This is a genomic window from Ignavibacteriales bacterium, assembly GCA_026390775.1.
Taxonomy (GTDB): Bacteria; Bacteroidota; Ignavibacteria; order Ignavibacteriales; family Melioribacteraceae; genus Fen-1258.
Genome location: JAPLFF010000003.1, coordinates 166,778 through 190,216, shown reverse-complemented (window position 1 = coordinate 190,216; position 23,439 = coordinate 166,778). Strand labels below are relative to the sequence as shown.

Here is a 23,439-nt window from a genome sequence, read left to right as displayed (position 1 = left end):
ATACAATTAGAGAAGGAGTTTTCATGTGTTCATTTGATAGTCTATAGTTTTGGAATTCGAAACCCCCACTTTTATGAAGCTGCTACATGAAGAACTACTGATGCAGGCATACGCCAGTTGTTAGGCGATCTTGCAGATGCTTGAATCGAATCAATAAGAAAAGTCTTTTCTCCTTGCAATGAATAGACAAAAGCTTTATCAGTTTTAATTTCACTTACAATAATACTAACTGTCTGTGCAGACATTGTGCTTACAGTGAACCAAATCAAGATAAATATATAATTAATTCTCTTTTTATTTCTTCTCTTCTTTCTTTTATACTTTAGTAACATTCATAACTCACAATTCATAACTTTTTTTTCTTCAATCCTTAACGCAGCGAACATAGTAACCAATATTTCTGCCGGTATAGTACACAAAAATGAAATTATTGATGTTAAACAAGCCGATATCGTAAGCGTGAGTATTCCATTTTTCGGTAGAAATCCAAAAGCGTATACTCTGACCAAATTCGAGGAATCTACCATCAGAATAGCGGTAGCCCGCTAACAGTGCGGAAAAGCCGCTTGTGTTTGTTCCTGCTCCATTACCGGTACCTTGGCCAATTTCCTTTAATGCATTTCCATCATTATTTACTGCAGTTATTAAAGTCTGAAATTCTTCTAAATTTGGTAAATGCCATCCGCTGGGACAAACACCCTGTGCTTTTTGTGTTGTATCATATTGCATTGCTTCATTCCATTCATATAATCCGCCAAACAACGCGCAGTTATATGGATCATCATTGAAACAATATTTTTCTATCGTTCCGTTGTCGGTTTGTTCTTCTGTCCCAAGTTTCATTGTTCCAATATCAAGATTTTCTTTTAACCAGCATTGTGTTCCTATCTGAACAGTGTGATATGTTTTACTGCCATAATTTACCGTCGGCGTTCCTACACACGGCGTACCGCCGCTGCTCGCTGTTGTAAAAGACCAGGCACTTGAATATGCAGATGATCCATAAATATTCGCTGAACTTACTCGCCAGTAATATGTTGTTAAATTGCTCAATCCAGTTACCATTTGGTTTACCTTTGTTAATCCGCTTTGATTGTAAATGTAATCACTGAATGAACTGTTTGATGAAACTTGCAATGCATAACTTGTTGCCCCAGTATTAACATACCAGGTTAATGTTGTTGGTATTTCAACATTTGCTGCGCCGTTGCTCGGTGAATATAATGTTGGCGGGTCAGGAGCAGTACCTGCTGATAATGTTGTAAAACTCCAAATACTCGACCAATTTGATGAACCATAATTATTTATTGCCTTTACTTTCCAATAATATGTGATTGAATTATTTAATCCCGTTACCTGTAAACTTGTAGTTGCTGTCTCTCCGGTAAAGACTATGTTTGAAAAAATATTTTCTGTAGACACAAGTAAATTATAATTTGCAGCGCCGGCGCTCGCATTCCAACTGCAAGTTGGATTTAAGGAAATGTTTATTGCACTATTTGTGGGTGATGTTAAAACCGGTGGCCCTGCAGGAGGATTACCGGCACTTGTTGTAAAATTCCATCTATCCGACCAACCGGAAGAGCCGTAATCGTTGTTTGCATTTACATACCAGGTGTAGTTAACATTATTTTCTAATCCGGTAAGTTGTTGACTTGTACCTGTTACATAACCAAGAAAAACACTTAGACCATTATCTGTCCGCCAGACTGACAAGCTATAATTTTTTGCACCGGAACTTTCATTCCATGATAAAGTTGGTGAAGTTGAAATATTCGTTGCATTATTAGGCGGCATAAATAAAGTTGGTATTGATGGAACACTTCCGCCGGCTGTTGTTGTAAAAGCCCAATAGTCACTCCAATCTGATGTCCCTGCACTATTGCTTGCATTAACTCTCCAGTAATATTTAGTTGAGGTAAGTAATTGTGTGATTTGCTGACTTGTAGTTGTTATACTTTTCTGATCAAAGACCAGGTTGGTAAAAGAACTGTTTGAAGCAACCTGTAAACCATAACTTGCTGCATTACTGCTTGCGTTCCAATTTAATATCAAAGTTGTACTAACATTTGTTGAATTATGAGCAGGATATGATAAAGCTGGAATGGCTGGAGCGGTTGCAGACGGGTTAGCTGGATTATTTGAATCACTTTTGCTGCAACTTGTAATTAATATAAATATTGTTATTACTGTTAAGGTAAGAATAAGAATGTTATGCTTCATATAATCCTCCCATCAATATTAAACTCTTTTCTTCGTCTCCTTTCTGTGCAAATTAATATAAGGTAATGATATATTTAACTGTAAAGACAAATTATTCATACTTTTGAACTAAACCCAACTTAAAATAAATATTATCATTATTCAAACGAATCTTTTCAAATCATCGTCAAGTGAAATTCACGTTATATTGTGGGAAAAAATTGCCAGACAGCCAATCACCCAAGTTACATACTGACCGTTGCTTCCTTCCGGATCTGGCGGGGTTGGGTATAAACTTGCCGATCAGTGCCTGGCAAAAATGGGGCCTGCCTACCGGTAGGCAGGTGCTAATATAAAAAAATTACCTGTCCATCCCAACTCTTCCCAAAGGGAAGGAAAGTATTTGATAAGTTTTTCATTTTAGCAAAAACTCTCGCACTCTTTTGTATTCTTCCTGCCAGTTTAACTCTTTAGCTGCAACAGCACAATTTTTTTTGTAAGCTTCAAGAAGATTCGGGTTTGCGCACCACTTATTCAAAGTCGAAAAAATATTTTCTTCATCTTCGATATTTATACTTTCACCAACATTGTATTTTTCAATAACTGCTTTCATTTGAGGAAGATCGCTGCAAAGGACCGGCAGTCCGGCCATAATGTATTCGAATAATTTATTAGGAAGAGCGTGATAATAACTAATGCTGATATTTTCAATCAAGGATAAACCAACATCTCCGCCTGCGGTATAATTAATCAAATCTTTTTGATCAACCGATCCTGCGAAAATAATTCTTCCCGAAACATTCAACTTTTTAGCAAGCTCAATAAAATTATTTTTCTGTTCACCCTCGCCAAGAATTATCAAAACTGTTTTTGGAAGTCTTGCAATTGCGTTAATAATCTGCTCAAGACCTCTACCCAGTAATATCACTCCTTGATAAATTAAAATTATTTTGCCTTGATCAATATTGTATTTTTTTCTTAGATCAATTTTTGAAACTGCCTTTTGATACAGCGGAATGTTTCTTATAACTAAAGTTTCACTGATCTTATATAATTTTTCTATGTATTCCGAATCAAGCGGTCCTGTTGTAAGGACAAGATCTATTTGCTTAATAAAAAATTTTTCGATTGATTTCACAATACTTTGAAGCATCGGACGGTTACGCAATCCTCCAAGGTGAGCATAAATCTCACGACTGTTATAATAGACTTTGGCTCTCTTAATTTTTGCAATTGTTGTTACGAAAGGAAGTGTGTAAAGATCTTCAGCGAAGTAAACATCTGCGCTTGATCTAACCAGTTCACTTATTAAAATAAAAACAAAATGCAGGTAAAAAAATAAACTGAACTTATTTTTCTTGATCGCAAATATTTTTGTTTCTTCATCAATATAATCTTCGGAAGAGATAAACCAATCAAAACCTAGAACGGAAACTTTACAGTTATCTTCTCGAAGTGAATTAGAAAGATTAGTTATGCGTGAATCGAAACGCGGATTTCCAAGAAATGATATGTGAATTTTTTTTGTTCGTTCCATACATTTCGAATCGCTCAAAGTTTAATATGGAAAGTGTTTCTCATAATTGTCTTTGCATCAAATTTTTCTTTGAACTCGATCAAACTCATGCTCGGTGTCATCGGATTCTGCGCTTTAGTGTCTTGGGAAACTCCGATATCAACATACGCATAACTATTCTCGGTGGAATATTTCAGAACTTCGTACATCACTCGCTGAATTGGTTTGTATTCAGCATATTCATACCTAAGCATGTTATAGAAACATAACGCGACGTTTTTATTGGCAAAAAACATTGACGAACCGCCGATCGGTTTGTCATCAAGGTAAACCATAAACAGTTTGAGATTATCCGGCATCAATTCTTTTAGGCGAAGAAGATCTTCGTATGAGTGAGTTGGTTTAACATTGTGACGAGCTTTGTTCTCAAGAAGTATGGGATAAAATTGATCGTAGCGTTCGTTGATCTCAACGCGAATGGCCGGATTCTTTAGCGACTTGCGAACATTCCGCCGAATTGTTGGAGACAATCGTTCAATGATGTCTCTTTCTTTATCAAGTTTAATGGCACTTGATATGTAATGTAACTTGAAAGAAAATCCTTGCCATAACATAGCGAAGTCTAGATTTTGATTCTGATATGTTTCATAGACCATTGGTGCGGGAGTTAACTCAAATTCTTTTATACCATTCTTCCGTCCATAATCAAGAAGAGCAGAAACGAATTCCATAGCCTCGGCAAATTTAATATCTCCGGTTACGATTGAACCATAACTAGCGCCAATTGGTGATTCGTAAATTCCATTTGTTAATCTTCCGGGTAAAAGCGCTGCAATTTTATTATACTTTAGAAATATGAGATGATCAAATTTAAATTTACCAGGGGTGTGATAATCAAAAAATTTTTGCAGATGGAACATAGTTCCATTATTTGAATTTAGAACGAACTCATCCCACTTCAACTTCCATTCTTCAGAATATTTGATGATTTCCATTTACATCCACATTAAGATTGAAGATTTTCACTCAGCAAAAATAATCAATTTGTGTGTAACAGCGAATTGAAACAAACGTAGATGATTAAATCAGATGGTGTCCTTATTCAAATGTATAAATGAAAGAGATGATATGTGAATCACCCAATCCATACTTAAATGGAACAAAAGCATAATCAAGATTAATTCCTTTCCACTTTATACCGAAACCGGTAGAAATACTTTTTGAATCGTAACCACTTGCATAACCGACTCGCAGAGCAAACATTTTATCATAAACAACTTCTCCGCCGAGATGAAGATGTGAATCAGTTTGTACTAAATATTTCTGAAAACCAGTGAGCAATGTAAAATCTAATCTGGAATTTGTAATGTAATAATTATAAGCAGCACCAATCCGTAAATCCGTAGGAAGTTTTGTTGATTGAGAACGGAGTTCATTCATTGAACCAATATTACGCAATGCGGCGCCAAGTGATAGACCATTTACTAATCCTTCGTATGAAATACCAAAATCAAATCCTAATCCATTTGCATCATCAGAAAAAAGATTTTCATAAAGATATTTTATTGTAGCACCGGCATAGAAACTATTTATTATCTCATAAGCTGTTGAAATACTTCCGGCAAAATAATGTGCGCTGAATATTGATTCTACATCACCAGGTTGAGAGCGTACTTCAATATTTGCAATAGTGGTTGTATTAATTCCAACCGCGACCGGCAGACCGAAAACCGAAAAACTTGCACCGAACATTTCCGAATTAAGATCTTGAAATAAAGAATTGTGTGTGAACGACAATTGAGTTTTGCTATTAAGTGCAATTAAAGAAGGGTTATAATTTAAAGATGTTAGATCATTTGCAGCCACTACTCCAAGATCACTCATTGCCACATTGCGTGCACCAAATCCAAATTTTAAGAATGCCAATCCGCTTTCTCCGGCGGACTGAGCAAATGAAACTGTGCAAAAGAAAAACAAAACCAGAAATTTTATTGCAATATTTTCTTTTTTAGAAGTTAACATTGATACCTATTATATGTTGATCGCTTGATGAATAAGGTTCGATAACGAATGCATAATCTATTCCAAATTTAACTGAATTAAGTAAGTAAAAATAAGAGAACCCAAAAGTGGGTCTTATGGGGAAATCAAAATTGCTAATGTTCAGTTTATCAAATCCTGCACGCAAAAAAAGATTCTCATAAATATTATATTCACCACCGGCACGTATGAAGTTGGTTCCGCCATCACTGTTCTCAAATTCAACTGCTGCAATAATCTTGGGCTCATCGAACTTATATGAGAATCCAATCTTTTTCAACAAAGGAAATTTATTTTTTGTGATGTTGCCACTTGCACCATAAATCTTGCCAGTATCCCATTCATATTTACTGTTAATGTCTGAAATCATAAATGATAAAGTCATATTCTCATTGAGCAAATATAATGCACCCAAATCAAATCCAAGTCCTGTGGAAGTTACACTCTCATACAATTTGTAGTAGTAAAACTTAAATGCAATACCGATAGAAAGTTTCCCTGAAAATCTATTTGCTAATGCTACAAAAAACTGATTCTCGCTTGTTGATAAGTCACCTGTCTTTCTTCCTTGATTATCACGAGCATCAATTTTTGAAACACCCGCATTGATAATTCCAACACTTATACCGGCTACAGACCTAGGTCCTATGGTACCATCTGGGTTTTCTTTCTTACCAAGTTCGAATCTTCGTGTATAATTTAAAAAGTTAAGTGAGCGATCTAAAGATAAAATTGAGTATGATGTTTGAAAAGAATTTCCTTCTTGGAATGGTGCGAGAGCCGGATTGTAATAAGAGACAAGACTCCCATCTCTGACGGCAGACATTGCATTTCCCATACCCATGCCGCGGGCACCGAAACCCATACGGCTAAAAGCACCAGGCATACTGCTAATATCAGAAACTGTTGACTGGGCGGATACAATCATAGTAACAGTAATTATTAGTAGAAATATTCTTTTCATTATCACATTACCACCATAATTTTTCCAAACAATGGAGTACCGGAACCAATATCAATTCTATAGAAATAAACTCCATTCGGAACAATTTTCCCGGATTCATCTCTGCCATCCCAATACGCAATATGTTCACCACTGATTCCACGTCCGGCATTTTGTATTAAAGTTTTAACGAGGTTCATTCCAAAATCAAATATTCTGATTGTTACATTATCAACTGTAGATGTTGAGTAGACAATCTTAGTTCCTTCTACATCCGGAGAAAAAGGATTCGGAAAAGCATAAGTATCATTTGTAGAAGCAAGTTTTTCAAAAGCAAGAAAAACTTTCCACTTCCCGCTCCAAAATCCATTAGTCTCGTTTAATCTTGCTAACCCTTTATCTGTTCCAAACCAGATATCAGTTGAGCCGTCGCTTCGTCTGTTAGTCTTTACGCTCAAGAAATTTGTCGTACTTATACCAACACCAGTTTGATCATCTTTGATGTTAGGTGAAGTTATCCAAGTTGAACCTCCATTGCCGCTTCGATATACTCCGTTTTGCGTTGCTGCAAAGACATCAGCGCCGGTATAACTACCGGGTGTCCCAAAGTATTTAAAGGCAAAATCCAGTGTCCGCGAATCGGGCAATGTTGTTTCCCACGTTTGTCCCCCGTCTTTTGAAAAGCTGATGCCCCAATATTCCGTATCACCGAATAATTTCCACGTAGCAGCCCAAATACTTTTATCAAATTCGTTGTATGCAAGATCCATTATTTGAGTGCCGCTAATCGGTTTGGTTTCATTCACATGATTGAATTTAATCCAACTCATACCGCCGTCGGTGGATTTATTTATCCCACCGCCATAAGTACCAAAATAAAGTGTCGAGTCGTCAACAGCTAAAATAGAATAACCGATATTATTCAGGTTTCCGAACGGACCGAACGGTGGTCCAAGTGAAAAATTCAATGTGTCGGTCGGTTTGATCGAATCTAAATTGTCAGGCGGTACTACAACTCTTTTCCAAGTTCTTCCCATATCTGTAGATTTGCGTAAACCGCCACCGGACGTTGCAATCCATATCGTGTTCTTTGTTAATGCAATTTGCCGAACAAAATTTTGATCGCTATTAATCACAGGTAATGCTTTTATCCGGTTAATGCCATAGATTTCAACAGTGTCGGAAGATTTATCAACAGGTTGTGGAACAACATTCCACGTAACACCGTTGTCTTGAGAATAACGCAAGCCCGCTCCTACCGGAGTAGCGGTCCCAAGTCTATCCTCGAAATGCCAAGTAGCAGCCCAGATTGTGCCGGAAGAATAGCCGATTGCAGAAACGCTTTCGGTGCCGAAATCTATTGTGTTGTTATAGTTTGTCCAGGTATCGCCGTTATCGGTCGATTTGCTTAAACCCTCGCCCGTGGCCAACCAAATAATATTATCCTGGATCAATATTTTTTCAATAGTATTGCCGGCGGGTGTTTGATCCGAAGTTTTCGAAAGACGGTTTTTGCCGAAAGAATATTCAAACGGAATAGTTTGAGCGAATAAACTCAGTATCGGCATAAGGATAATAAAAGCACCTAATATTTTTTTCATCAGTTGATTGTCAAATAAGAAGTTATTGTATTGCTCGGATTTCCAACAAGATCGGTTGCTTGAAAAACAAATTTCCATACTCCGGGAGTAACATCCGCACGAAAAGACCTTTTAGATGAATAGATCCCGTCACCAGCGGTAATATCCCCGTCGGAAGCTGTATTTCCATCGTCAAGCAGCGCAAACTTACCGATATAAGATCCGCCCGGCTGATAAAGATTGAATTCTACTCTTGAAATATCTGCTAAGCCATCTGGGTCAGAAACTTTCACTTGAATTACAAAATCCACATTCCTGTTAACAGATGGAGGCATCGTCAAATCTGAAATAACAGGAGGCTTGTTGTTCTTTCCGTTATTGAAAACGAATTGATGCTCTACAACATTGGTAACGTTACTACCTTCATTGTTTATATTGTCTTTAACAAAATATTCGATTACATATTCTCCGCTTGAGAATTGTCGACTCATCAAAAATTTTCCGGTATAAACACTATCATTTCTTTTCACATCGCCGTTGTTTGCAAGATCTCCGTTATCAAAAAGATTTATCCTATCATAAATATTTTTTGTTGCCCCGAGTATCTTAACAGTGCACCAGACTTCATTTACACTTCCAGGGTTTTCGATTTTCAGCGATGTAACGTAAAAAGAATCGGTTGAAGTCGGAGTAAAGTTTGCTGGAGCGGTTACATTGAGAACGCGATGATCTGCCGTTTGCGAATCAACAATTCCGTCCGGGATTTTATCACAAGAGATAAATGACGAAGCAATTAAAAGTAGACTTAAAATATTTATTACAAATTTTTTCATGTATAATGGAATCAATGAGAAATGAATCTTTGAGTTATTGGAATTATCATCGGTATGCATAAAAAAAGAAAACACCATAGAGAATTTGCTATCCTACTTTATTAAGATCAAAAAATTAACAGTAGCAGAGTTCTCTATAATCTTTTCCCATTTTCTTATATGTAAATTAATAGATGTTTGATAATATAATCAAGAGTAATCTTTACTCTTAGTTCAAAGTGAAATAATAATTGGTGTAGGTGAAAATGATATTATGAAGATAAGAATTGCTAAATAACCCAAAATCTTTCTTTTCCAATCTAATTCTTCAAACTGATTTACAGGCGGATGTTTAATCTTTATAAAGAAATAGAGTATTAATGACCAAAATAACCAACCGCTCCATCCAATTGTTATACCAATATTTAGAAATGATTCCAATATTCCAAATACTCCGAGAGCTACTAACAATATCATTGCTATACTTGCAATTGCTTCTTGTTTCTTCTCACCGAACATGCTATAAATTACATGTCCGCCGTCTAATTGACCCACCGGAATTAAATTCATAGATGTAACAAATAAGCCGAACCAACCCACACACAAATACGGATAATGATAAACTTCAGACATAGGAGGAACGAATTGCGAGACATTAGTAAATAAAAATTTTAACATTGAAAATAAAAGTGTGTCTCCAAAAGCAAGACGGATTGCATTTTTCCCATACTCCGGTGAATAATAATCAGGATGAATTTGCAAGATATATTCTGCCGGAGGTAAATGAGTAAAACCATAGATCAATACAATCAAACATGCAACAAATCCGGCAATGGGGCCGGCTGCGCCGATATCAAACATAGCTTTGTTATTGGGAATTGGTTCTTTGGTTTTTATAACTGCACCCATCGTTCCGAAATTAAAAAATCCGCTAATTGGAGGGAAAGGAATAAAAAAAGGAAGTGTAACTTTTATTTTGTGATAAACTGCTGCAAAAAAATGTCCGAACTCATGAACTCCAAGAATGAATAAAATCGAGAGAGAATATGGTAATCCGTACATCAAATCACTTAGCTGATATGGACCCATCTTCCCGGTTGTCCATTCAATTCCGGCAAGAACGGTTGTTATGAAAGTAACAACAAACAATGATATATGAAGAATATAATTATGCACAAACTTTTTGGTACGGAATGATTTTGTGATAGTTTCGAATATTTTTCCAGACATTCTATAGATCCAAATTAATGCTTAAGGAAGAATACTTGTCCACAGAGTCAAAATATTCGCCGTGAATACTATAACCAGAGTAGTAATTGAAAGCAAGCGACAATCCCTTACCTTCTATTTTACCGAACTTAACTCCGGCTGTAAAAGAATTATTACCGGTATATTTTGAAAGATGAACCAGTTTTAGATCATAACCAATAAACGGTGTAATGCCACCACCAAAATATTTATTGAAATAGTAATCGAATCCCAATTGATAATTATCTTTTTTGATCTCTACAGGATCCACATGATATAAATAAGTTATCCCGCCATAAACTCTAAGTCTTTTATATTTAACGTAGGCAAGACCTTCAATGAATTCGCGGCTGTAAACGCGAGGATAATGATCATTATTCCATTGGTTGAGAATTCCGTTATAGTGACCATCAACAAGGTGAGCGCTGATATGACTTAATCTAACACGCGCTCCGAAACTAAAATTATGCATTACTCTCTTGTAACCAAAATTTAATCCGAATAGATAATCAACAGCATCCACAGGGAAATGGAAATTATTTTCCTTTCTTAAAAGTGTCCAAGTAAAAAGATCCGCCCCGACTGAAAATGTCTGTTTGCCTTTTTGAATTCTCACGAGATCCATGGAATTGCCGATATTTAATTGCAATTCATTACTGTTGATTTTAAATAAAAATCCCAATTTTGGTTCTAAAGTATTTGCCGCAAAAGGATGAATCGTTAAACCATCCGGGAAGTATTCAACTTCTATTTGAGCAACTGTGATACTAGAAAGCAAAAGAATTAATAAGAAAAGCTTTTTCATAATACATTTACCCGTTAATAATTAAAAGGTTCTTCCTTTCCATTTTATTTTTCGATTAAGAAGAACTATAAATGGAAGCACTAAGACGTAAATGATAAAGTAAATTTCAAATGCAATGAAGTGAGAGAATTTCATCCTTAGATTTAATTTATTAAATACTGGTTTAACGAAAAAATAATCAACGCATATTTTAAATATGCTTAAATATAATCCCGTCATTGAGAAAAAGAAAGGAAGCAATAGCATGGCAGCATGAGCTATATATCCCCAAACCATAACCGAATAACCGATCAAATCACTTTCCATTCCTCCAACACCCCAACGTTTCTTTTGCCAATATAAAGTCTTCCAGTCAGGACAAGCTTTCGATGTAACTAATGCACCGACATCAAGCGGATAAATTATTTTATATTTTTTTAGATCATGAATTGCCATTAATAAATTAAAATCTTCCGTAACCGAAAAAGGCAATCCTTCATAACCGCCAACTTCATTGTAAACACTTTTCCGGTAAGACATATTGTTGCCGATACAACTTAACGGTTTACCAAGATTTATTGATCCGGCAGCAACTGTTAGAAGATAAACAAAATCAATCGCCTGCATTCCGGAAAATGAATTTTGATCTTGTTGAGTGGTAAATCCGCCTACAAAACCAACATTATCTTGGTAATATGATGAATGTGTTTGAGCCCAATCCCGAGATACAATACAATCAGCATCTGTAGTAAGGATGATTTCACCATGCGACATTTTAATTGCATTTGCTAACGCATTTGTCTTGCCTCTTAATGAGCCGATCGATTCATTCGGAATTATACACTTAAATTTTGGTTTATCTTTTATGAATGATTCAACGATCTTCCCGGTAGAATCCGTTGAATGATCATTCACAATAATTATTTCAAGCTTTCCATTCGGATAGATAAGATTATCTAAAGATTGTAAACAATCGAGAATATTATTTTCTTCATTGCGTGCAGCTACAATTACAGTCGCTGATAAATATTTATCTTCCGGTATTTTATGATACTTCTTACCCGTTCCAATAGTAAATATCACAAGTTGAATAAAATAGAGCGAAAGCCCGATTAAGAATATGATTTCAAACAGCAACTTAATTCACCTTTAAAAGTAAATTCATAGATATAAGTTAAAGCGAAGAAATTTATATTGCACATGTAAATTTCAATTTTAACAAAAAGTTAATGCCAAAGTTACAACCATTAAAGCGATTCGGACAAAATTATTTAATTGATAAGAACATCATTCAAAAAATTGTCCGGGAATTCAATCCGCAAAAAACTGATATAGTTATGGAAATCGGTCCAGGTACCGGCGCTCTAACAGCCGAGTTGATGAATTCAGTAAAAAAACTTTATGCTGTTGAAATAGATAAAAGAGTTGTTGAGAGTTTAGCTTTGGGTTTTCCGTCTGTGACCGTAATAAATCATGATTTTTTGAAACTGGATTTAAATTATTTAGTCAATGATATTCCTTTTCGGATCATCGGCAATATTCCATACAACATTACTTCGCCGATATTATTTAAGTTGATCGAGAATCGTCCTCTTGTCTCCGATGCAATGCTTATGGTTCAGTTGGAAGTTGCAAAAAGAATTACTGCTAAAGAAAAAAGTGATGATTACGGAATACTTGGTGTACTTCTAAACTATTTTGCTGAAACTAAATTGTGTTTTAAGATTTCTCCGAATGTTTTTTATCCAAGACCTAAAGTTGAATCGGCTATCATTCATCTTAATTTTACAAAGAAACTTCCAAGTGAAGTTGATGATACACTTTTTATCCAAGTTGTAAAAGCAGCATTTGGTAACAGACGCAAAAAATTAAAAAATTCTCTCGGCAATAGTATTTTTTCAGATATAGTTTTTGAAGCGTGTGATTTTGATTTGTCGCGACGTGCGGAGGAATTAACAATTAAAGAATTTGTTGAACTGACTCAGATCATAAAAAATTACCAAGACAAACTAATATAGGATGAATCATTTTAGAAACATGAACTTCATTAAATCATCTATCAAAAATTTATTACCGGCAGATTTTATTGTTATTGCTTTTTGCTTTTTTCTTTCTCTCTTGAATTTAATCTTCGTTCAAAAAATTGCATTATGGCATATTCATATTTTAGTGAATATAATAATCATCTTATTCATTCTGCTAACAGTCTATCAAGAAATAAGAACTCGGAACTTTGTTTGGAAGCAACTTCATTTCTGGTATTTAGTTCCGTTGGTTTTCATCTTTTTCAAAGAACTTTATAATATGATCGATCCGATACGCGGAAAAATTTATGATGATATGCTCATTCTAATAGATAGATTTATTTTCCGAACTGATCCTACTATAGCTCTTTATCAAATCACAAACCCATATCTGACAGAACTTTTGCAAATTGTTTACGGAACGTTCTTCTTTCTTCCTATTATTCTTGGTATAGACTTGATACGGCAAAAGAAATCTGAAGAATTTAATTACTCTGCTTTCATAATTGTTTATGGATTCATTCTGTCTTTAATAGGGTACATCTTGGTTCCGGCAATTGGTCCTCGTTTTACTCTTCATAATTTTGGAACTAATAATTTAGAATTACCCGGATTATTTGTAACTAATTTTCTGCGTGAGATCGTTAACAGCGGAGAATCCATTCCAAGCGGAACAATTAATGCCGCTATGATTGTTCAGCGCGATGCTTTCCCAAGTGGACACACACAAATGACATTACTGGTTATGTTTCTGTCAATGAAGTTCGGAAGTAAATTGAAATGGTTTTTTATTGTAAACGGGACACTATTAATATTTGCAACGGTTTATCTTAGATATCATTACGTTGTAGATTTAATCGGCGGGTTTTTCTTTATGCTCTTAACTCTTTGGAGCGGCGAATATCTCTACTATTGGTGGATGAGGGTAAAAGATGATTTTTAATTTTCGACTTAATTTATGTGGTTCATGCTCTTGATCATAACCTTGATCTCTTCAATAACATGAGTATGATCAAGAGCAAGATCAAGAAATAAAACCGGCATCTACTTTTTGAATTGTTTCAACAATAAGCGAAAAATACCTATCTAATGAACAGTTTGCATCTTCGCGCAAATAACAGTTGCCACTTTCTTGTGCGCGGCACTCTACACAAACTGTTTCTCTTAATTTATTATGCAATTCTTTAATGTCTGCGTCATCAGTACTATGAATGACTTCTACAATCTTAGTAAGATATAGTTCAACTGCACATGTTTCTTTTTCGTTTAATGTACAGCCGCCCTTTTCGTTGGAGTCTACACAAATCGAACATACATTTTGTTTTAATGCTTTTAAATATTTATCCATAAATTTGCCTTGTTAATACAACAGAAAAATTACCAATTAGTTAGGAAAGATGGAAGGCACAAATAAAAAATCTCAGGTTCGAAGAATTTTTGATTCTATTTCTTACAGATATGATTTCCTAAATCATTTCTTAAGTGCAGGAGTTGATTTTTACTGGCGTAAAAAGGCGATCAAACTTTCCGGGATGTCATCCGAATCGAAATTGCTGGATATTGCTTGCGGCACAGGTGATTTTGCAATCACTGCAAAAAAATTTGGCATAGAAAATATTTTTGGTGCAGATCTTTCATTCAATATGCTTTTATTCTTCAACAAAAAAGTAGATTGGATTAACGGTAAAGTAGTTGAAACTGCAGCAGAGTATTTACCCTTTAAGAATAATACGTTTACAAATATTACCGTGGCGTTTGGTGTTAGAAATTTTTACGACATACCTCAGGCATTTAAATCTTTCCATCGAATTCTTTCCGCCAACGGAAAAGTTACTGTTCTCGAGTTTCGTCTTCCTTCAAATCCACTTGTAAGAAATTTTTATCTCTTTTACTTTAATAAAGTTTTACCTTTTATCGGTCGAATGATTTCCAAAGACAAAGAAGCATATACTTATCTGCCAGAGTCGGTTGGCGAATTCGATAAAAAGGTTAATCTTGTTAAACTTTTTAATGTGTGTGGTTTCTCCAAAGTTGAAAAATATTCACTTACATTTGGACTAGTGCAAATAGTAATAGCAGAAAAATAATTCAACTTCTCCTTTACAACACAAAAACAAGAACTATTTTCACTTATATCTTTTTTCTATCTCTTCAATTTTATTCTTTTTATAATCAGAAACTCCCACCATCAATCCGGCAGTTGTAATAACAGCTCCGATGATTTGATAGGTAGTAACGTTTTGTCCAAACAAAAACATAACGAAAGGAATTATTGCTAAATAAACATTTGTGTATGGAACCCAAAAATGTGCAGCAAATTTTGCCAATTTGAAAAATCCGAAACTGTAGATATACCCGGTGAATCCAGCTAGTACAACAAATAAAATCGGCCACCAGTTTTTGGGAATTATATTCCCTTGGAATAAAGAAAAGAATCTGTGATACTCAGTTGATACGAATATTTTTTTAACATTTTCTTTTGTTGCTTCATCAAGATTTTCTTTTTGAATATATGAACCATCTTTTTCAAAATAGCAGTTTAGAAGATATTCTTTTTTCCCAGCATCCAACTTTGCTAATACTCTTGTCTCAAATGTATTTGCCTTTATTTGATCGGGAATATTTACATTCATCAAATTACCGATCAAAGGAATAATAAATAAAGCTGATGTAATAAAAACCATTTTCCATATCTCACGCCATACTACCAATGCGTTTGGTCCAACTCCCTTAAATGCGGTCTGAACAGTTTTGTTATTAAGTATTTGCTGAGAGAAGAGGCAACAATTAATTATGATTATCCAGATAATCGCAGATCCATCAAGAACCGACTTCGGGTCAACAACTCCTCCCAAAATACGTGGAAGATATGGAATCGTTAAACCGGTTATGACTAACAGAATTCCAATCCAATGTGCTTTTCTGATAGGTGCATCGAAAAGTATCTTTCCAAAAAACGGAAGGAGCGCTAAATAAATATTTACATAAGGCGCAAAGAGGTGAGGAGAATAATATCTTGGTAAATAAAAGAATCCGATGTTTTCAATTACTCCGGTAAATGCACAGATAGAAATTGTAATCATAGAAATGACACCTGGCCATAAGTATTTCATTTTCTTGCCGCGAGCCACCTCAATGATAACTGCAATCAAAGCCCAAACTAATTTTGAAAGCTCTCTCCACCAAGTCATTACACCTGGAGAAACACCTACCGGCTGGTTACCAACAAATCTTTCCTGATTCCCCATCCAGTTAAGAACATATTGCCCGCCTAAAGCCCCATTAATTATCGAAAGCCATAATATTAGTAGGATCCATTCCATTTAGAACAACCTCATTTATTAATGGAAGTAACAGTATGTAACATCAACTTTATAAATAAATGAATAGTTTGAACAAATATCAACCGAAATAAAAATCTAATAGTTTTTCTTTTAGAACGTTGAAAGACTTTGCACGGTGACTGATTTTATTTTTCTCTTCGAATTCAAATTCGGAAATTGTTTTATCATATCCATCCGGAATAAAAATCGGATCATAACCAAACCCGTTAGTGCCGCGTTGTTCCATAATAATTCTGCCATGTAATTCACCAAAAGCTTCGATTTTATTTTTACCATCGTAAAAAACTGCGCAGCTGATAAATTTTGCTTTGTGCGGTTCGGGAAATTCTTTCAGTTCATTTATTACTTTGAAATTGTTATCCTCGTAAGTACAATTCTCTCCTGCATATCTTGCTGAATAAACACCAGGCCTGCCATCTAGCTGATCAATTGAAAGTCCGGAATCATCTGCTAAAACCGGTTCTTTATAGATTTCATAAACAGCTTTAGCTTTTATGAAAGCATTTTCACTAAAAGTTGATCCATGTTCTTCTATATCAATATTGTTTCCAAGATCATAAAGAGAAATTATTTCAATGGGTGTGTTTGTGAAGATCGCTTTAACTTCATTTGCTTTACCTTTGTTCTGTGTAGCGAAGATTATTTTCAAACGTGGGCTCGCTTTAATAATTGTTGTAATTCATTTTTACCATTCTTCATCAATTCATCCTCATCAAACATCAAACATCTTCCATCATCCATCACTAACTTACCATCAATCATAACTGATTTTACATTTTCTTTAGCAGCAGAATAAACAATGCTTGAATAAATCTGTTGATCATCAAATTGTAAAGGTTGATCTGCTTTTTCGAGATCAAGTAAAACTAAATCAGCTTTCTTTCCAACTTCAATACTTCCCACCTCTTTTTCTATATGGAGAGCTTTAGCGCCTTCAATTGTAGCGAACCGGAAAACTGTTAAAGCATCCATAACCGTTGAACCGTGAATCGGCTTTTGGATCAATGCAGTAAGCCGCATCTCGTTGAATATACTTAATCCATTATTGCAAGGAGCGCCGTCTGCACCAAGGGAAACGGATATTCCTTCTTTGATGTAGCGTGGAATGTTTGCAATACCGGAGCCAAGTTTTAGATTTGAAGATGGACAATGTGCAACCCTAACTGAATTTGTTTTTAATGTTTTAACTTCATTGTCGTTCAAATGTACACAATGAGCCAGAATTGTATTTTCGTCAAGAATTCCAATTGATTCAAAATATTCTACGTTTTCTTTTCCGGTCATTCGTTTAACGGTTTCAATTTCAGATTTGTTTTCTGAAGAGTGAGTATGAAATACGGAACCGGAAAAATCTTTCATCATCTCTTTTATTTCTTTAAGAAGTTTTTCAGAACATGCTAAAACAAAACGCGGAGCGAATCCGTATTTCACTTTACCATTATTAGAGTTATGAAATGACTTAGCCCAATCATAAGTAGATTTGAGATTCCAATCTGTAGTCTCACAGAACCGCGGATACAATTCATTCTTATCCATCATGCAGTTACCGGCAAAGGCGCGGATTCCAGAAGCTATAAGTTCTTCAAAAATTACTTCTTGATGGTGAAGAGTGCCCATATCGAGTAATGTTGTAGTACCGCCGGTTAGAAGATCTTGGAGCCCTAATCGAACTGATGCGCGTAAAGAATTTTTTGTGTGAGAATTCTCGTAAGGAAAAATTCTTCTTTGCAGCCAATCTAACAACTCCAGATCGTCTGCCAATCCTCTAAACAATGTTTGGCAAAGATGAATGTGAGTTTGGATGAATCCAGGAATGAGTGTGTAATTATGATAATCTAAAATATCTCCATCATATTCTGATGATTTAAAATCCTTAAGTGAAATAATTCTTTCAATCTTTCCATTAACGATTTCAACAGCATGGTCATGGAGAATTTCATTCTTTGGATTAACAGTAACTATTTGTTTCGGTATTAAAAGTTTACGCTTCATTTTTATTTTTCTCTGCAAATATTTCATCCATCTTCTCAATTGCATAACGCAAGTGAGGTATTACAATTGAACCGCCAACAATTAAAGCAACATTAAATGTTTCATATAATTCTTCTTGCGTAGCGCCTTCTTCAATCGAACGATCAATATGATAAAGGATACAATCATTACAGCGCAATACCATTGAAGAAGAAAGTCCCATCAGTTCTTTGGTTTTTGAATTTAATGCCCCGTTGATATAAGCTTTATTATCTAACGCAAAAAATTTATTATAATCACGAAACCCGGAGTTCAGTATTCTATCATTCATTTCTTTTCGGTAAGCTCGGAATTCATTCACGGTTGATTTCATTTTTAATCTCCTACAATCTATTAAGTTCTTTCTTAAGATATTTTCCCGTTACACTATTTATATTTTCTGCAATATCTTCAGGTGTTCCGGAAGCGATTATCTCCCCACCATATTCACCACCACCGGGACCTAAATCAATAACATGATCTGCAACTTTAATAACATCCAGATTATGTTCAACAACAATCACAGTATTCCCTTTATCTACAAGCTGATTCAAAACCTTCAGTAAAATATTTACATCTTCAAAATGAAGTCCTGTAGTTGGTTCATCTAAAATATAAATAGTTTTTCCTGTTCCAACTTTACTCAATTCCGTTGCTAATTTCACTCTTTGGGCTTCACCGCCCGATAATGTTGTTGCCTGCTGACCAAGTTTTATATAACCCAGACCAACATCGTTGAGTGCTTTTATTTTTCTTCGAAGTGCTGGAAGATCTTCGAAAAAATCAACCGCTGCCTCTACTCTCATATCTAAAACATCAGCAATTGATTTTGTTTTATATAATATTTCGAGCGTCTCGTGATTGTATCTTTTTCCATTACAAACTTCACACAACACATAAACATCAGGAAGAAAATTCATTTCTATTTTTTTTAAACCGTCTCCTTCACACCCCTCACATCTGCCTCCGGCAACATTAAAACTAAATCTTCCCGGCTTATAACCTCTCATTTTAGATTCAGGAAGCTGTGCGAACAAATCGCGAATATGAGTGAACAATCCTGTATATGTTGCCGGATTAGAACGAGGTGTTCTGCCAATTGGCGATTGGTCAATTTCAATTACTTTATCAATGTGTTCTAACCCTTTAATTGATTTGTAGGGTAGCGGTACAACTTTCGAGTCGTAAATTTTCTTCATTAAAATTTTTACAAGAGTTTCATTTATCAAAGAAGATTTTCCTGAACCGCTTACGCCTGCGACAGCTATAAAGCTTCCAAGAGGAATTTTTATATCTATTTCTTTTAAATTATTTCCACTTGCACCTTTGAGCTCAATAAATTTTAAATTTCCTTTTCTACGTTCCGGTTTAAATTCAATTCTTTTTCTATTGAGGAGATAATCAATAGTTAATGAGTTCTTACCATTTGCAGATTTTACAATTGTCCTTGTATCACCGAGCAAACAAATTTCACCGCCATGCTCACCTGCAAATGGTCCAAGATCAACAATGAAGTCCGAACTTTCAATAGTTTCTCGGTCGTGTTCAACAACAATTACAGTGTTACCAAGATCGCGGAGATCTTTAAGTGAATTTATAAGTTTAATATTATCAGCTTGATGTAAGCCGATACTTGGTTCATCCAAAACATAAAGCACACCCGCAAGCTGAGAGCCGATTTGCGTTGCTAATCTAATTCTCTGTGATTCACCGCCTGAAAGTGTGCGCGCTGATCTGTCAAGAGTTAAATAATCCAAACCGACATTTAATAAAAAATCGAGACGCGAATTAATTTCTTTTAAGATTTGCTGCGCAATTATTCCTTCCCGTTTGTTAAGTTTTAGCGATGAGAATAATTTTTTCGCTTTCTCAATAGAAAATGCAGTTATTTGTGAAATGTTATAATCGTTAATCGTTACAAAAAGCGATTCCTTCCTCAACCTTCCACCGTTGCAAGTTGAACACGTAAGTGTGTTCATGTATGATTCGGCCCACTCGCGTATTTTATTCGATGAAGTGTTATCGTAATAATGCTTGATGTAATTAATAACGCCGGTAAATTTGTGCTGATATGTCACTGTTCTTCCCCCGCCATAAGTATAAGTGAACGGTATTTTTTCTTTTGTTCCGTTTAAGAGAACATCAAGTTGTTCCTTGGATATATTTTTTAGCGGGGTGTCGTAATCGAAATTAAATTTCTTTGCAATTACTTCCAGTTGATTAAAGAACCAAACCGTTCTCGGTCTGCCAAGCGGAGCTATTCCTTCTTCATTAATTGTTTTATCCCAATCCGGAATAATTAAATTGATATCAAGTTCTTTCTTTTCACCAAGTCCGTCGCAATCGGGACATGAACCGTAAGGAGAATTGAATGAAAAAGAATTAGGAGCTAACTCTTGAAAACTAATTCCGCAATGAACACATGCAAGATTGCGGCTAAACGTAGTATCTTCTTGCCCATCATTAACAATAATATTTCCATTTCCGTAATTCAGAGCTACTTCTATAGATTCAGCAATTCTTGATCTGGATTTTTCATTAATTTTAATTCGATCAATGATTATTTCGATATTGTGAATCTTATAACGGTCAATTTTTATTGGTTCGTTTAAATCATATGTCTCTTTATCAACACGGACACGAACAAAACCATCAGCTAAAATTTCTTGAAAAAGTTCTTTGTAATGTCCTTTTCTTCCTCGAATAACAGGCGCTAAAATTATAATTCTTTTTTCGTTAAATTTTTCTAAGATGGTGTCAATAATTTGCTCGGTGGATTGTTTCTCAACAGGTCTTCCGCAATTATAGCAATGAGGAGTGCCCACACGTGCATATAAAAGACGGAGATAATCATAAATTTCTGTTACTGTTCCAACAGTAGAACGTGGATTACCGTGTGTTGATTTTTGCTCAATGGAAATTGCCGGACTTAATCCTTCGATGAGATCAACGTCGGGTTTTTCAAGTACACCAAGAAATTGCCTGGCATAAGCAGAAAGAGATTCGATATATCTACGTTGACCCTCGGCATATATTGTATCAAAAGCTAAAGAGGACTTTCCGGAACCGGATAATCCTGTAATTACAATGAGCGAATCACGGGGGATCTCCAGATCAATATTTTTGAGATTGTGCTCTCTCGCCCCTTTAATTATTATTTTATTTATAGAGTTCAAATAGATAAATTTCCGCAGTTCAAAATGTTATTGTAAGCATTGGCAGTTTGAAAATCAATTTTTAGTGAGAATAAAATAATGTCTAATCTACCATATCAGATAAAAACAATAGCTACCGAATCTGAGTTCAGATTCAAAGAGAAAGGTTCTATGTTTATAGCATTATCATCGCCGATTAATTTAGAGGAAGAAGGAATTAATTTCTTGAACTCTGTTAAGAAAAAATTTTATGATGCAACACATCATTGTTTCTCATATAAGCTGGCCGACGGTTTATTCAAATATTCTGATGATGGTGAGCCAAACGGGACTGCCGGAATAAGAATCAATAATGCACAAAATCATTTCCACCTCACCAACATTATTACAATTGTAGTTCGATATTTTGGCGGTATAAAATTAGGAGTTGGTCCTTTAGGAAAAGCTTATTATGAAGCGGCGATACAAAATTTAGAAGCTTCTGTGAAAATTCAGAAAGAACTTTATCAGAAAATAGAATTAGAATATCAATTTGAACAGACTAAATATGTTCATCATTTGATATCAAAATTTGAATTAGTTGTAAATAAAAATTTGTTTGAATCATCCCCCATAATGCAATGTTCAATTAAAGCATCTAGAATAAATGAGATTTCATCTGAGTTAAATGAGAACTACAATCCGAATTTAATTTTAAGGATCACTGACAACTTATTTTATACGAATATTTAGATTTTCCTCAAGATAAATCCTAATCATTGACAAAGAGAACTCTTTTACTTAATTTAATTATAAGATAAGAGGCTCCCTTAAATCTCATATACATATTAATATTTAACTAAAGAGGAAATAAATGATCTATACTAAAACGGGAGAGTACGCAATAAGAGCAATTTTGTTCTTGGCTCGTCAAACCAAAGATAGCTTGATCATGTCTTCAGAAATAGCAAAAAGTGAAGATATTCCGGCTCATTATCTCGCAAAAATTTTGCAAAGAATGGCTAAATACGGTTATGTAGATTCATTTAAAGGAAGAGGCGGAGGATTTAAGATTACCGAACTTGCTAAAAAAAGTTCTATCCTGGAAATTGTTGAGAGAGTAGAAGGACCTGTTATAAACTTAAAATGTGTAACCGGTCTAAAAGAATGTTCTGATGAATTCCCATGTCCTCTTCATGAAGAATGGGCTGAATTAAGGAATAAAATATATAATCTTATTTCCAGCAGATCGGTTCAAGATGTTGCAGAAAAGTATTCTGAAACATTGAGAAAAGTAAAATAATTTTTTTTAGTTATTACTTAAAAGGACTTGCAGTTAATCTTCAAGTCCTTTTTTTATTGTTAGTAATTGCCCATCCTTCAAATCATTAAAATATAATTTTAGATAACTTAGATCCGAACAGAGGTTATTAAGGTTATATAAATATTGCTGATTTAATTCTAAATATTTTTCCTTAAAGATCGTTCTTATAAAATCATTCCCCTCTTTTAATAAATCTTCCAATAACTTTACTACTTTTTGAAGACTATCTTTATACTCGATTGATGCTTTGAGCAAAAATGTTTCTTCTATCACCGGATCTTTTCTTTGAATTACTTTTAACAACCCATTTGAGAATTTTGCGTGGAAGGATATTTCTTCTAACAATTCGAACTTACTACTTTGATGTGCAATCTTAATCAATATTTCTAAATCATCTCGAAAGTAGAGGCGATTATTAGAAAGTTTGTCAACTTCAGTTAGTATTTTATTTACTTCCGGAAGTAATTCATGATTCATA

Annotated in this window: 23 protein-coding genes and 1 other RNA gene; 5 read left to right on the top strand and 19 right to left on the bottom strand. The window is 34.8% G+C overall.

Annotated elements, in window-relative coordinates; genetic code table 11:
- Nucleotides 1-71: 71 nt before the first annotated feature.
- From NTZ27_01055 to NTZ27_01000, 12 genes are all read right to left on the bottom strand, one after another.
- Nucleotides 72-332, bottom strand: a complete 261-nt coding sequence (locus tag NTZ27_01055; GenBank protein ID MCX6173330.1) for a hypothetical protein — start codon at nt 330-332, stop codon at nt 72-74.
- Between the two features lie 31 nt (nt 333-363).
- The gene (locus tag NTZ27_01050) at nt 364-2,223 is read right to left on the bottom strand and encodes a hypothetical protein (protein MCX6173329.1); all 1,860 of its coding nucleotides are present in this window, start codon (nt 2,221-2,223) and stop codon (nt 364-366) included.
- A 198-nt stretch (nt 2,224-2,421) separates the two neighbouring features.
- An RNA gene (gene ffs / locus NTZ27_01045) (signal recognition particle sRNA small type) lies at nt 2,422-2,518 on the bottom strand.
- A gap of 99 nt (nt 2,519-2,617) precedes the next feature.
- Complete coding sequence (locus NTZ27_01040) at nt 2,618-3,739, bottom strand: glycosyltransferase (protein MCX6173328.1); 1,122 nt, start codon at nt 3,737-3,739, stop codon at nt 2,618-2,620.
- A gap of 14 nt (nt 3,740-3,753) precedes the next feature.
- Nucleotides 3,754-4,713: a GNAT family N-acetyltransferase gene (locus NTZ27_01035; protein ID MCX6173327.1), complete on the bottom strand. Its 960-nt coding sequence runs from the start codon at nt 4,711-4,713 to the stop codon at nt 3,754-3,756.
- Between the two features lie 103 nt (nt 4,714-4,816).
- Nucleotides 4,817-5,740 carry a PorV/PorQ family protein gene (locus NTZ27_01030; protein MCX6173326.1) on the bottom strand — a complete coding sequence of 308 codons (924 nt, stop codon included), beginning with the start codon at nt 5,738-5,740 and terminating at the stop codon, nt 4,817-4,819.
- A complete protein-coding gene (locus tag NTZ27_01025) occupies nt 5,727-6,722 on the bottom strand; it encodes a hypothetical protein (protein MCX6173325.1) in 996 nt (331 codons plus the stop codon). The genes NTZ27_01030 and NTZ27_01025 overlap by 14 nt, the downstream gene beginning before the upstream one ends.
- Nucleotides 6,723-6,724: 2 nt before the next feature.
- A complete protein-coding gene (locus NTZ27_01020; protein MCX6173324.1) occupies nt 6,725-8,302 on the bottom strand; it encodes a hypothetical protein in 1,578 nt (525 codons plus the stop codon).
- Complete coding sequence (locus NTZ27_01015) at nt 8,302-9,114, bottom strand: hypothetical protein (GenBank protein ID MCX6173323.1); 813 nt, start codon at nt 9,112-9,114, stop codon at nt 8,302-8,304. Before NTZ27_01015 ends, NTZ27_01020 begins: the two co-directional genes overlap by 1 nt.
- A 213-nt stretch (nt 9,115-9,327) precedes the next feature.
- Entirely contained in the window at nt 9,328-10,323 is a 996-nt protein-coding gene (locus tag NTZ27_01010) for a site-2 protease family protein (protein MCX6173322.1), read from the bottom strand.
- A 1-nt stretch (nt 10,324) separates the two neighbouring features.
- Nucleotides 10,325-11,146, bottom strand: a complete 822-nt coding sequence (locus NTZ27_01005; protein MCX6173321.1) for a DUF1207 domain-containing protein — start codon at nt 11,144-11,146, stop codon at nt 10,325-10,327.
- A gap of 21 nt (nt 11,147-11,167) precedes the next feature.
- On the bottom strand, nt 11,168-12,262 hold the full coding sequence (locus NTZ27_01000; GenBank protein ID MCX6173320.1) for a glycosyltransferase: 1,095 nt from the start codon (nt 12,260-12,262) through the stop codon (nt 11,168-11,170).
- Nucleotides 12,263-12,354: 92 nt separating this feature from the next.
- Here NTZ27_01000 and rsmA point away from each other — a divergent pair, with 92 nt between their 5' ends.
- Nucleotides 12,355-13,143: a 16S rRNA (adenine(1518)-N(6)/adenine(1519)-N(6))-dimethyltransferase RsmA gene (rsmA, locus tag NTZ27_00995; GenBank protein MCX6173319.1), complete on the top strand. Its 789-nt coding sequence runs from the start codon at nt 12,355-12,357 to the stop codon at nt 13,141-13,143.
- A gap of 19 nt (nt 13,144-13,162) precedes the next feature.
- Nucleotides 13,163-14,092 (top strand): phosphatase PAP2 family protein, encoded by a 930-nt coding sequence (locus NTZ27_00990; GenBank protein ID MCX6173318.1) that lies wholly within the window; start codon nt 13,163-13,165, stop codon nt 14,090-14,092.
- 81 nt (nt 14,093-14,173) lie between these two features.
- On the opposite strand, the gene NTZ27_00985 is transcribed toward NTZ27_00990, so the two are convergent.
- Nucleotides 14,174-14,497, bottom strand: a complete 324-nt coding sequence (locus tag NTZ27_00985) for a hypothetical protein (protein MCX6173317.1) — start codon at nt 14,495-14,497, stop codon at nt 14,174-14,176.
- Nucleotides 14,498-14,546: 49 nt separating this feature from the next.
- On the opposite strand from NTZ27_00985, the gene ubiE reads away from it, so the two are divergent.
- Complete coding sequence (gene ubiE / locus NTZ27_00980; protein MCX6173316.1) at nt 14,547-15,236, top strand: bifunctional demethylmenaquinone methyltransferase/2-methoxy-6-polyprenyl-1,4-benzoquinol methylase UbiE; 690 nt, start codon at nt 14,547-14,549, stop codon at nt 15,234-15,236.
- 39 nt (nt 15,237-15,275) lie between these two features.
- On the opposite strand, the gene NTZ27_00975 is transcribed toward ubiE, so the two are convergent.
- The 5 genes from NTZ27_00975 to uvrA form a co-directional block, all read right to left on the bottom strand.
- A complete protein-coding gene (locus tag NTZ27_00975) occupies nt 15,276-16,472 on the bottom strand; it encodes a hypothetical protein (GenBank protein MCX6173315.1) in 1,197 nt (398 codons plus the stop codon).
- A gap of 79 nt (nt 16,473-16,551) precedes the next feature.
- Complete coding sequence (rdgB, locus tag NTZ27_00970; GenBank protein MCX6173314.1) at nt 16,552-17,142, bottom strand: RdgB/HAM1 family non-canonical purine NTP pyrophosphatase; 591 nt, start codon at nt 17,140-17,142, stop codon at nt 16,552-16,554.
- Nucleotides 17,139-18,485, bottom strand: coding sequence for an amidohydrolase family protein (locus NTZ27_00965; protein ID MCX6173313.1), 1,347 nt, complete (start codon nt 18,483-18,485; stop codon nt 17,139-17,141). The genes rdgB and NTZ27_00965 overlap by 4 nt, the downstream gene beginning before the upstream one ends.
- Entirely contained in the window at nt 18,475-18,837 is a 363-nt protein-coding gene (locus NTZ27_00960; GenBank protein ID MCX6173312.1) for a carboxymuconolactone decarboxylase family protein, read from the bottom strand. Before NTZ27_00960 ends, NTZ27_00965 begins: the two co-directional genes overlap by 11 nt.
- A gap of 10 nt (nt 18,838-18,847) precedes the next feature.
- Nucleotides 18,848-21,679: an excinuclease ABC subunit UvrA gene (uvrA, locus tag NTZ27_00955; protein MCX6173311.1), complete on the bottom strand. Its 2,832-nt coding sequence runs from the start codon at nt 21,677-21,679 to the stop codon at nt 18,848-18,850.
- A 78-nt stretch (nt 21,680-21,757) separates the two neighbouring features.
- Between uvrA and NTZ27_00950 the strand changes: the two genes are divergently transcribed.
- On the top strand, nt 21,758-22,390 hold the full coding sequence (locus tag NTZ27_00950) for an IMPACT family protein (GenBank protein ID MCX6173310.1): 633 nt from the start codon (nt 21,758-21,760) through the stop codon (nt 22,388-22,390).
- A 121-nt stretch (nt 22,391-22,511) separates the two neighbouring features.
- Nucleotides 22,512-22,940 carry an Rrf2 family transcriptional regulator gene (locus NTZ27_00945; GenBank protein ID MCX6173309.1) on the top strand — a complete coding sequence of 143 codons (429 nt, stop codon included), beginning with the start codon at nt 22,512-22,514 and terminating at the stop codon, nt 22,938-22,940.
- Between the two features lie 33 nt (nt 22,941-22,973).
- On the opposite strand, the gene NTZ27_00940 is transcribed toward NTZ27_00945, so the two are convergent.
- The gene (locus NTZ27_00940) at nt 22,974-23,438 is read right to left on the bottom strand and encodes a hypothetical protein (protein ID MCX6173308.1); all 465 of its coding nucleotides are present in this window, start codon (nt 23,436-23,438) and stop codon (nt 22,974-22,976) included.
- Nucleotide 23,439 lies beyond the last annotated feature (1 nt).

Coding starts and splice junctions, on each gene's coding strand:
- NTZ27_01055 (MCX6173330.1), bottom strand. CDS start 332: ATGTTACTAAAGTATAAAAGAAAGAAGAGAAGAAATAAAAAGAGAATT.
- NTZ27_01050 (MCX6173329.1), bottom strand. CDS start 2,223: ATGAAGCATAACATTCTTATTCTTACCTTAACAGTAATAACAATATTT.
- NTZ27_01040 (MCX6173328.1), bottom strand. CDS start 3,739: ATGGAACGAACAAAAAAAATTCACATATCATTTCTTGGAAATCCGCGT.
- NTZ27_01035 (MCX6173327.1), bottom strand. CDS start 4,713: ATGGAAATCATCAAATATTCTGAAGAATGGAAGTTGAAGTGGGATGAG.
- NTZ27_01030 (MCX6173326.1), bottom strand. CDS start 5,740: ATGTTAACTTCTAAAAAAGAAAATATTGCAATAAAATTTCTGGTTTTG.
- NTZ27_01025 (MCX6173325.1), bottom strand. CDS start 6,722: ATGAAAAGAATATTTCTACTAATAATTACTGTTACTATGATTGTATCC.
- NTZ27_01020 (MCX6173324.1), bottom strand. CDS start 8,302: ATGAAAAAAATATTAGGTGCTTTTATTATCCTTATGCCGATACTGAGT.
- NTZ27_01015 (MCX6173323.1), bottom strand. CDS start 9,114: ATGAAAAAATTTGTAATAAATATTTTAAGTCTACTTTTAATTGCTTCG.
- NTZ27_01010 (MCX6173322.1), bottom strand. CDS start 10,323: ATGTCTGGAAAAATATTCGAAACTATCACAAAATCATTCCGTACCAAA.
- NTZ27_01005 (MCX6173321.1), bottom strand. CDS start 11,146: ATGAAAAAGCTTTTCTTATTAATTCTTTTGCTTTCTAGTATCACAGTT.
- rsmA (MCX6173319.1), top strand. CDS start 12,355: ATGCCAAAGTTACAACCATTAAAGCGATTCGGACAAAATTATTTAATT.
- NTZ27_00990 (MCX6173318.1), top strand. CDS start 13,163: ATGAACTTCATTAAATCATCTATCAAAAATTTATTACCGGCAGATTTT.
- NTZ27_00985 (MCX6173317.1), bottom strand. CDS start 14,497: ATGGATAAATATTTAAAAGCATTAAAACAAAATGTATGTTCGATTTGT.
- ubiE (MCX6173316.1), top strand. CDS start 14,547: ATGGAAGGCACAAATAAAAAATCTCAGGTTCGAAGAATTTTTGATTCT.
- NTZ27_00975 (MCX6173315.1), bottom strand. CDS start 16,472: ATGGAATGGATCCTACTAATATTATGGCTTTCGATAATTAATGGGGCT.
- NTZ27_00965 (MCX6173313.1), bottom strand. CDS start 18,485: ATGAAGCGTAAACTTTTAATACCGAAACAAATAGTTACTGTTAATCCA.
- NTZ27_00960 (MCX6173312.1), bottom strand. CDS start 18,837: ATGAAATCAACCGTGAATGAATTCCGAGCTTACCGAAAAGAAATGAAT.
- NTZ27_00950 (MCX6173310.1), top strand. CDS start 21,758: ATGTCTAATCTACCATATCAGATAAAAACAATAGCTACCGAATCTGAG.
- NTZ27_00945 (MCX6173309.1), top strand. CDS start 22,512: ATGATCTATACTAAAACGGGAGAGTACGCAATAAGAGCAATTTTGTTC.
- NTZ27_00940 (MCX6173308.1), bottom strand. CDS start 23,438: ATGAATCATGAATTACTTCCGGAAGTAAATAAAATACTAACTGAAGTT.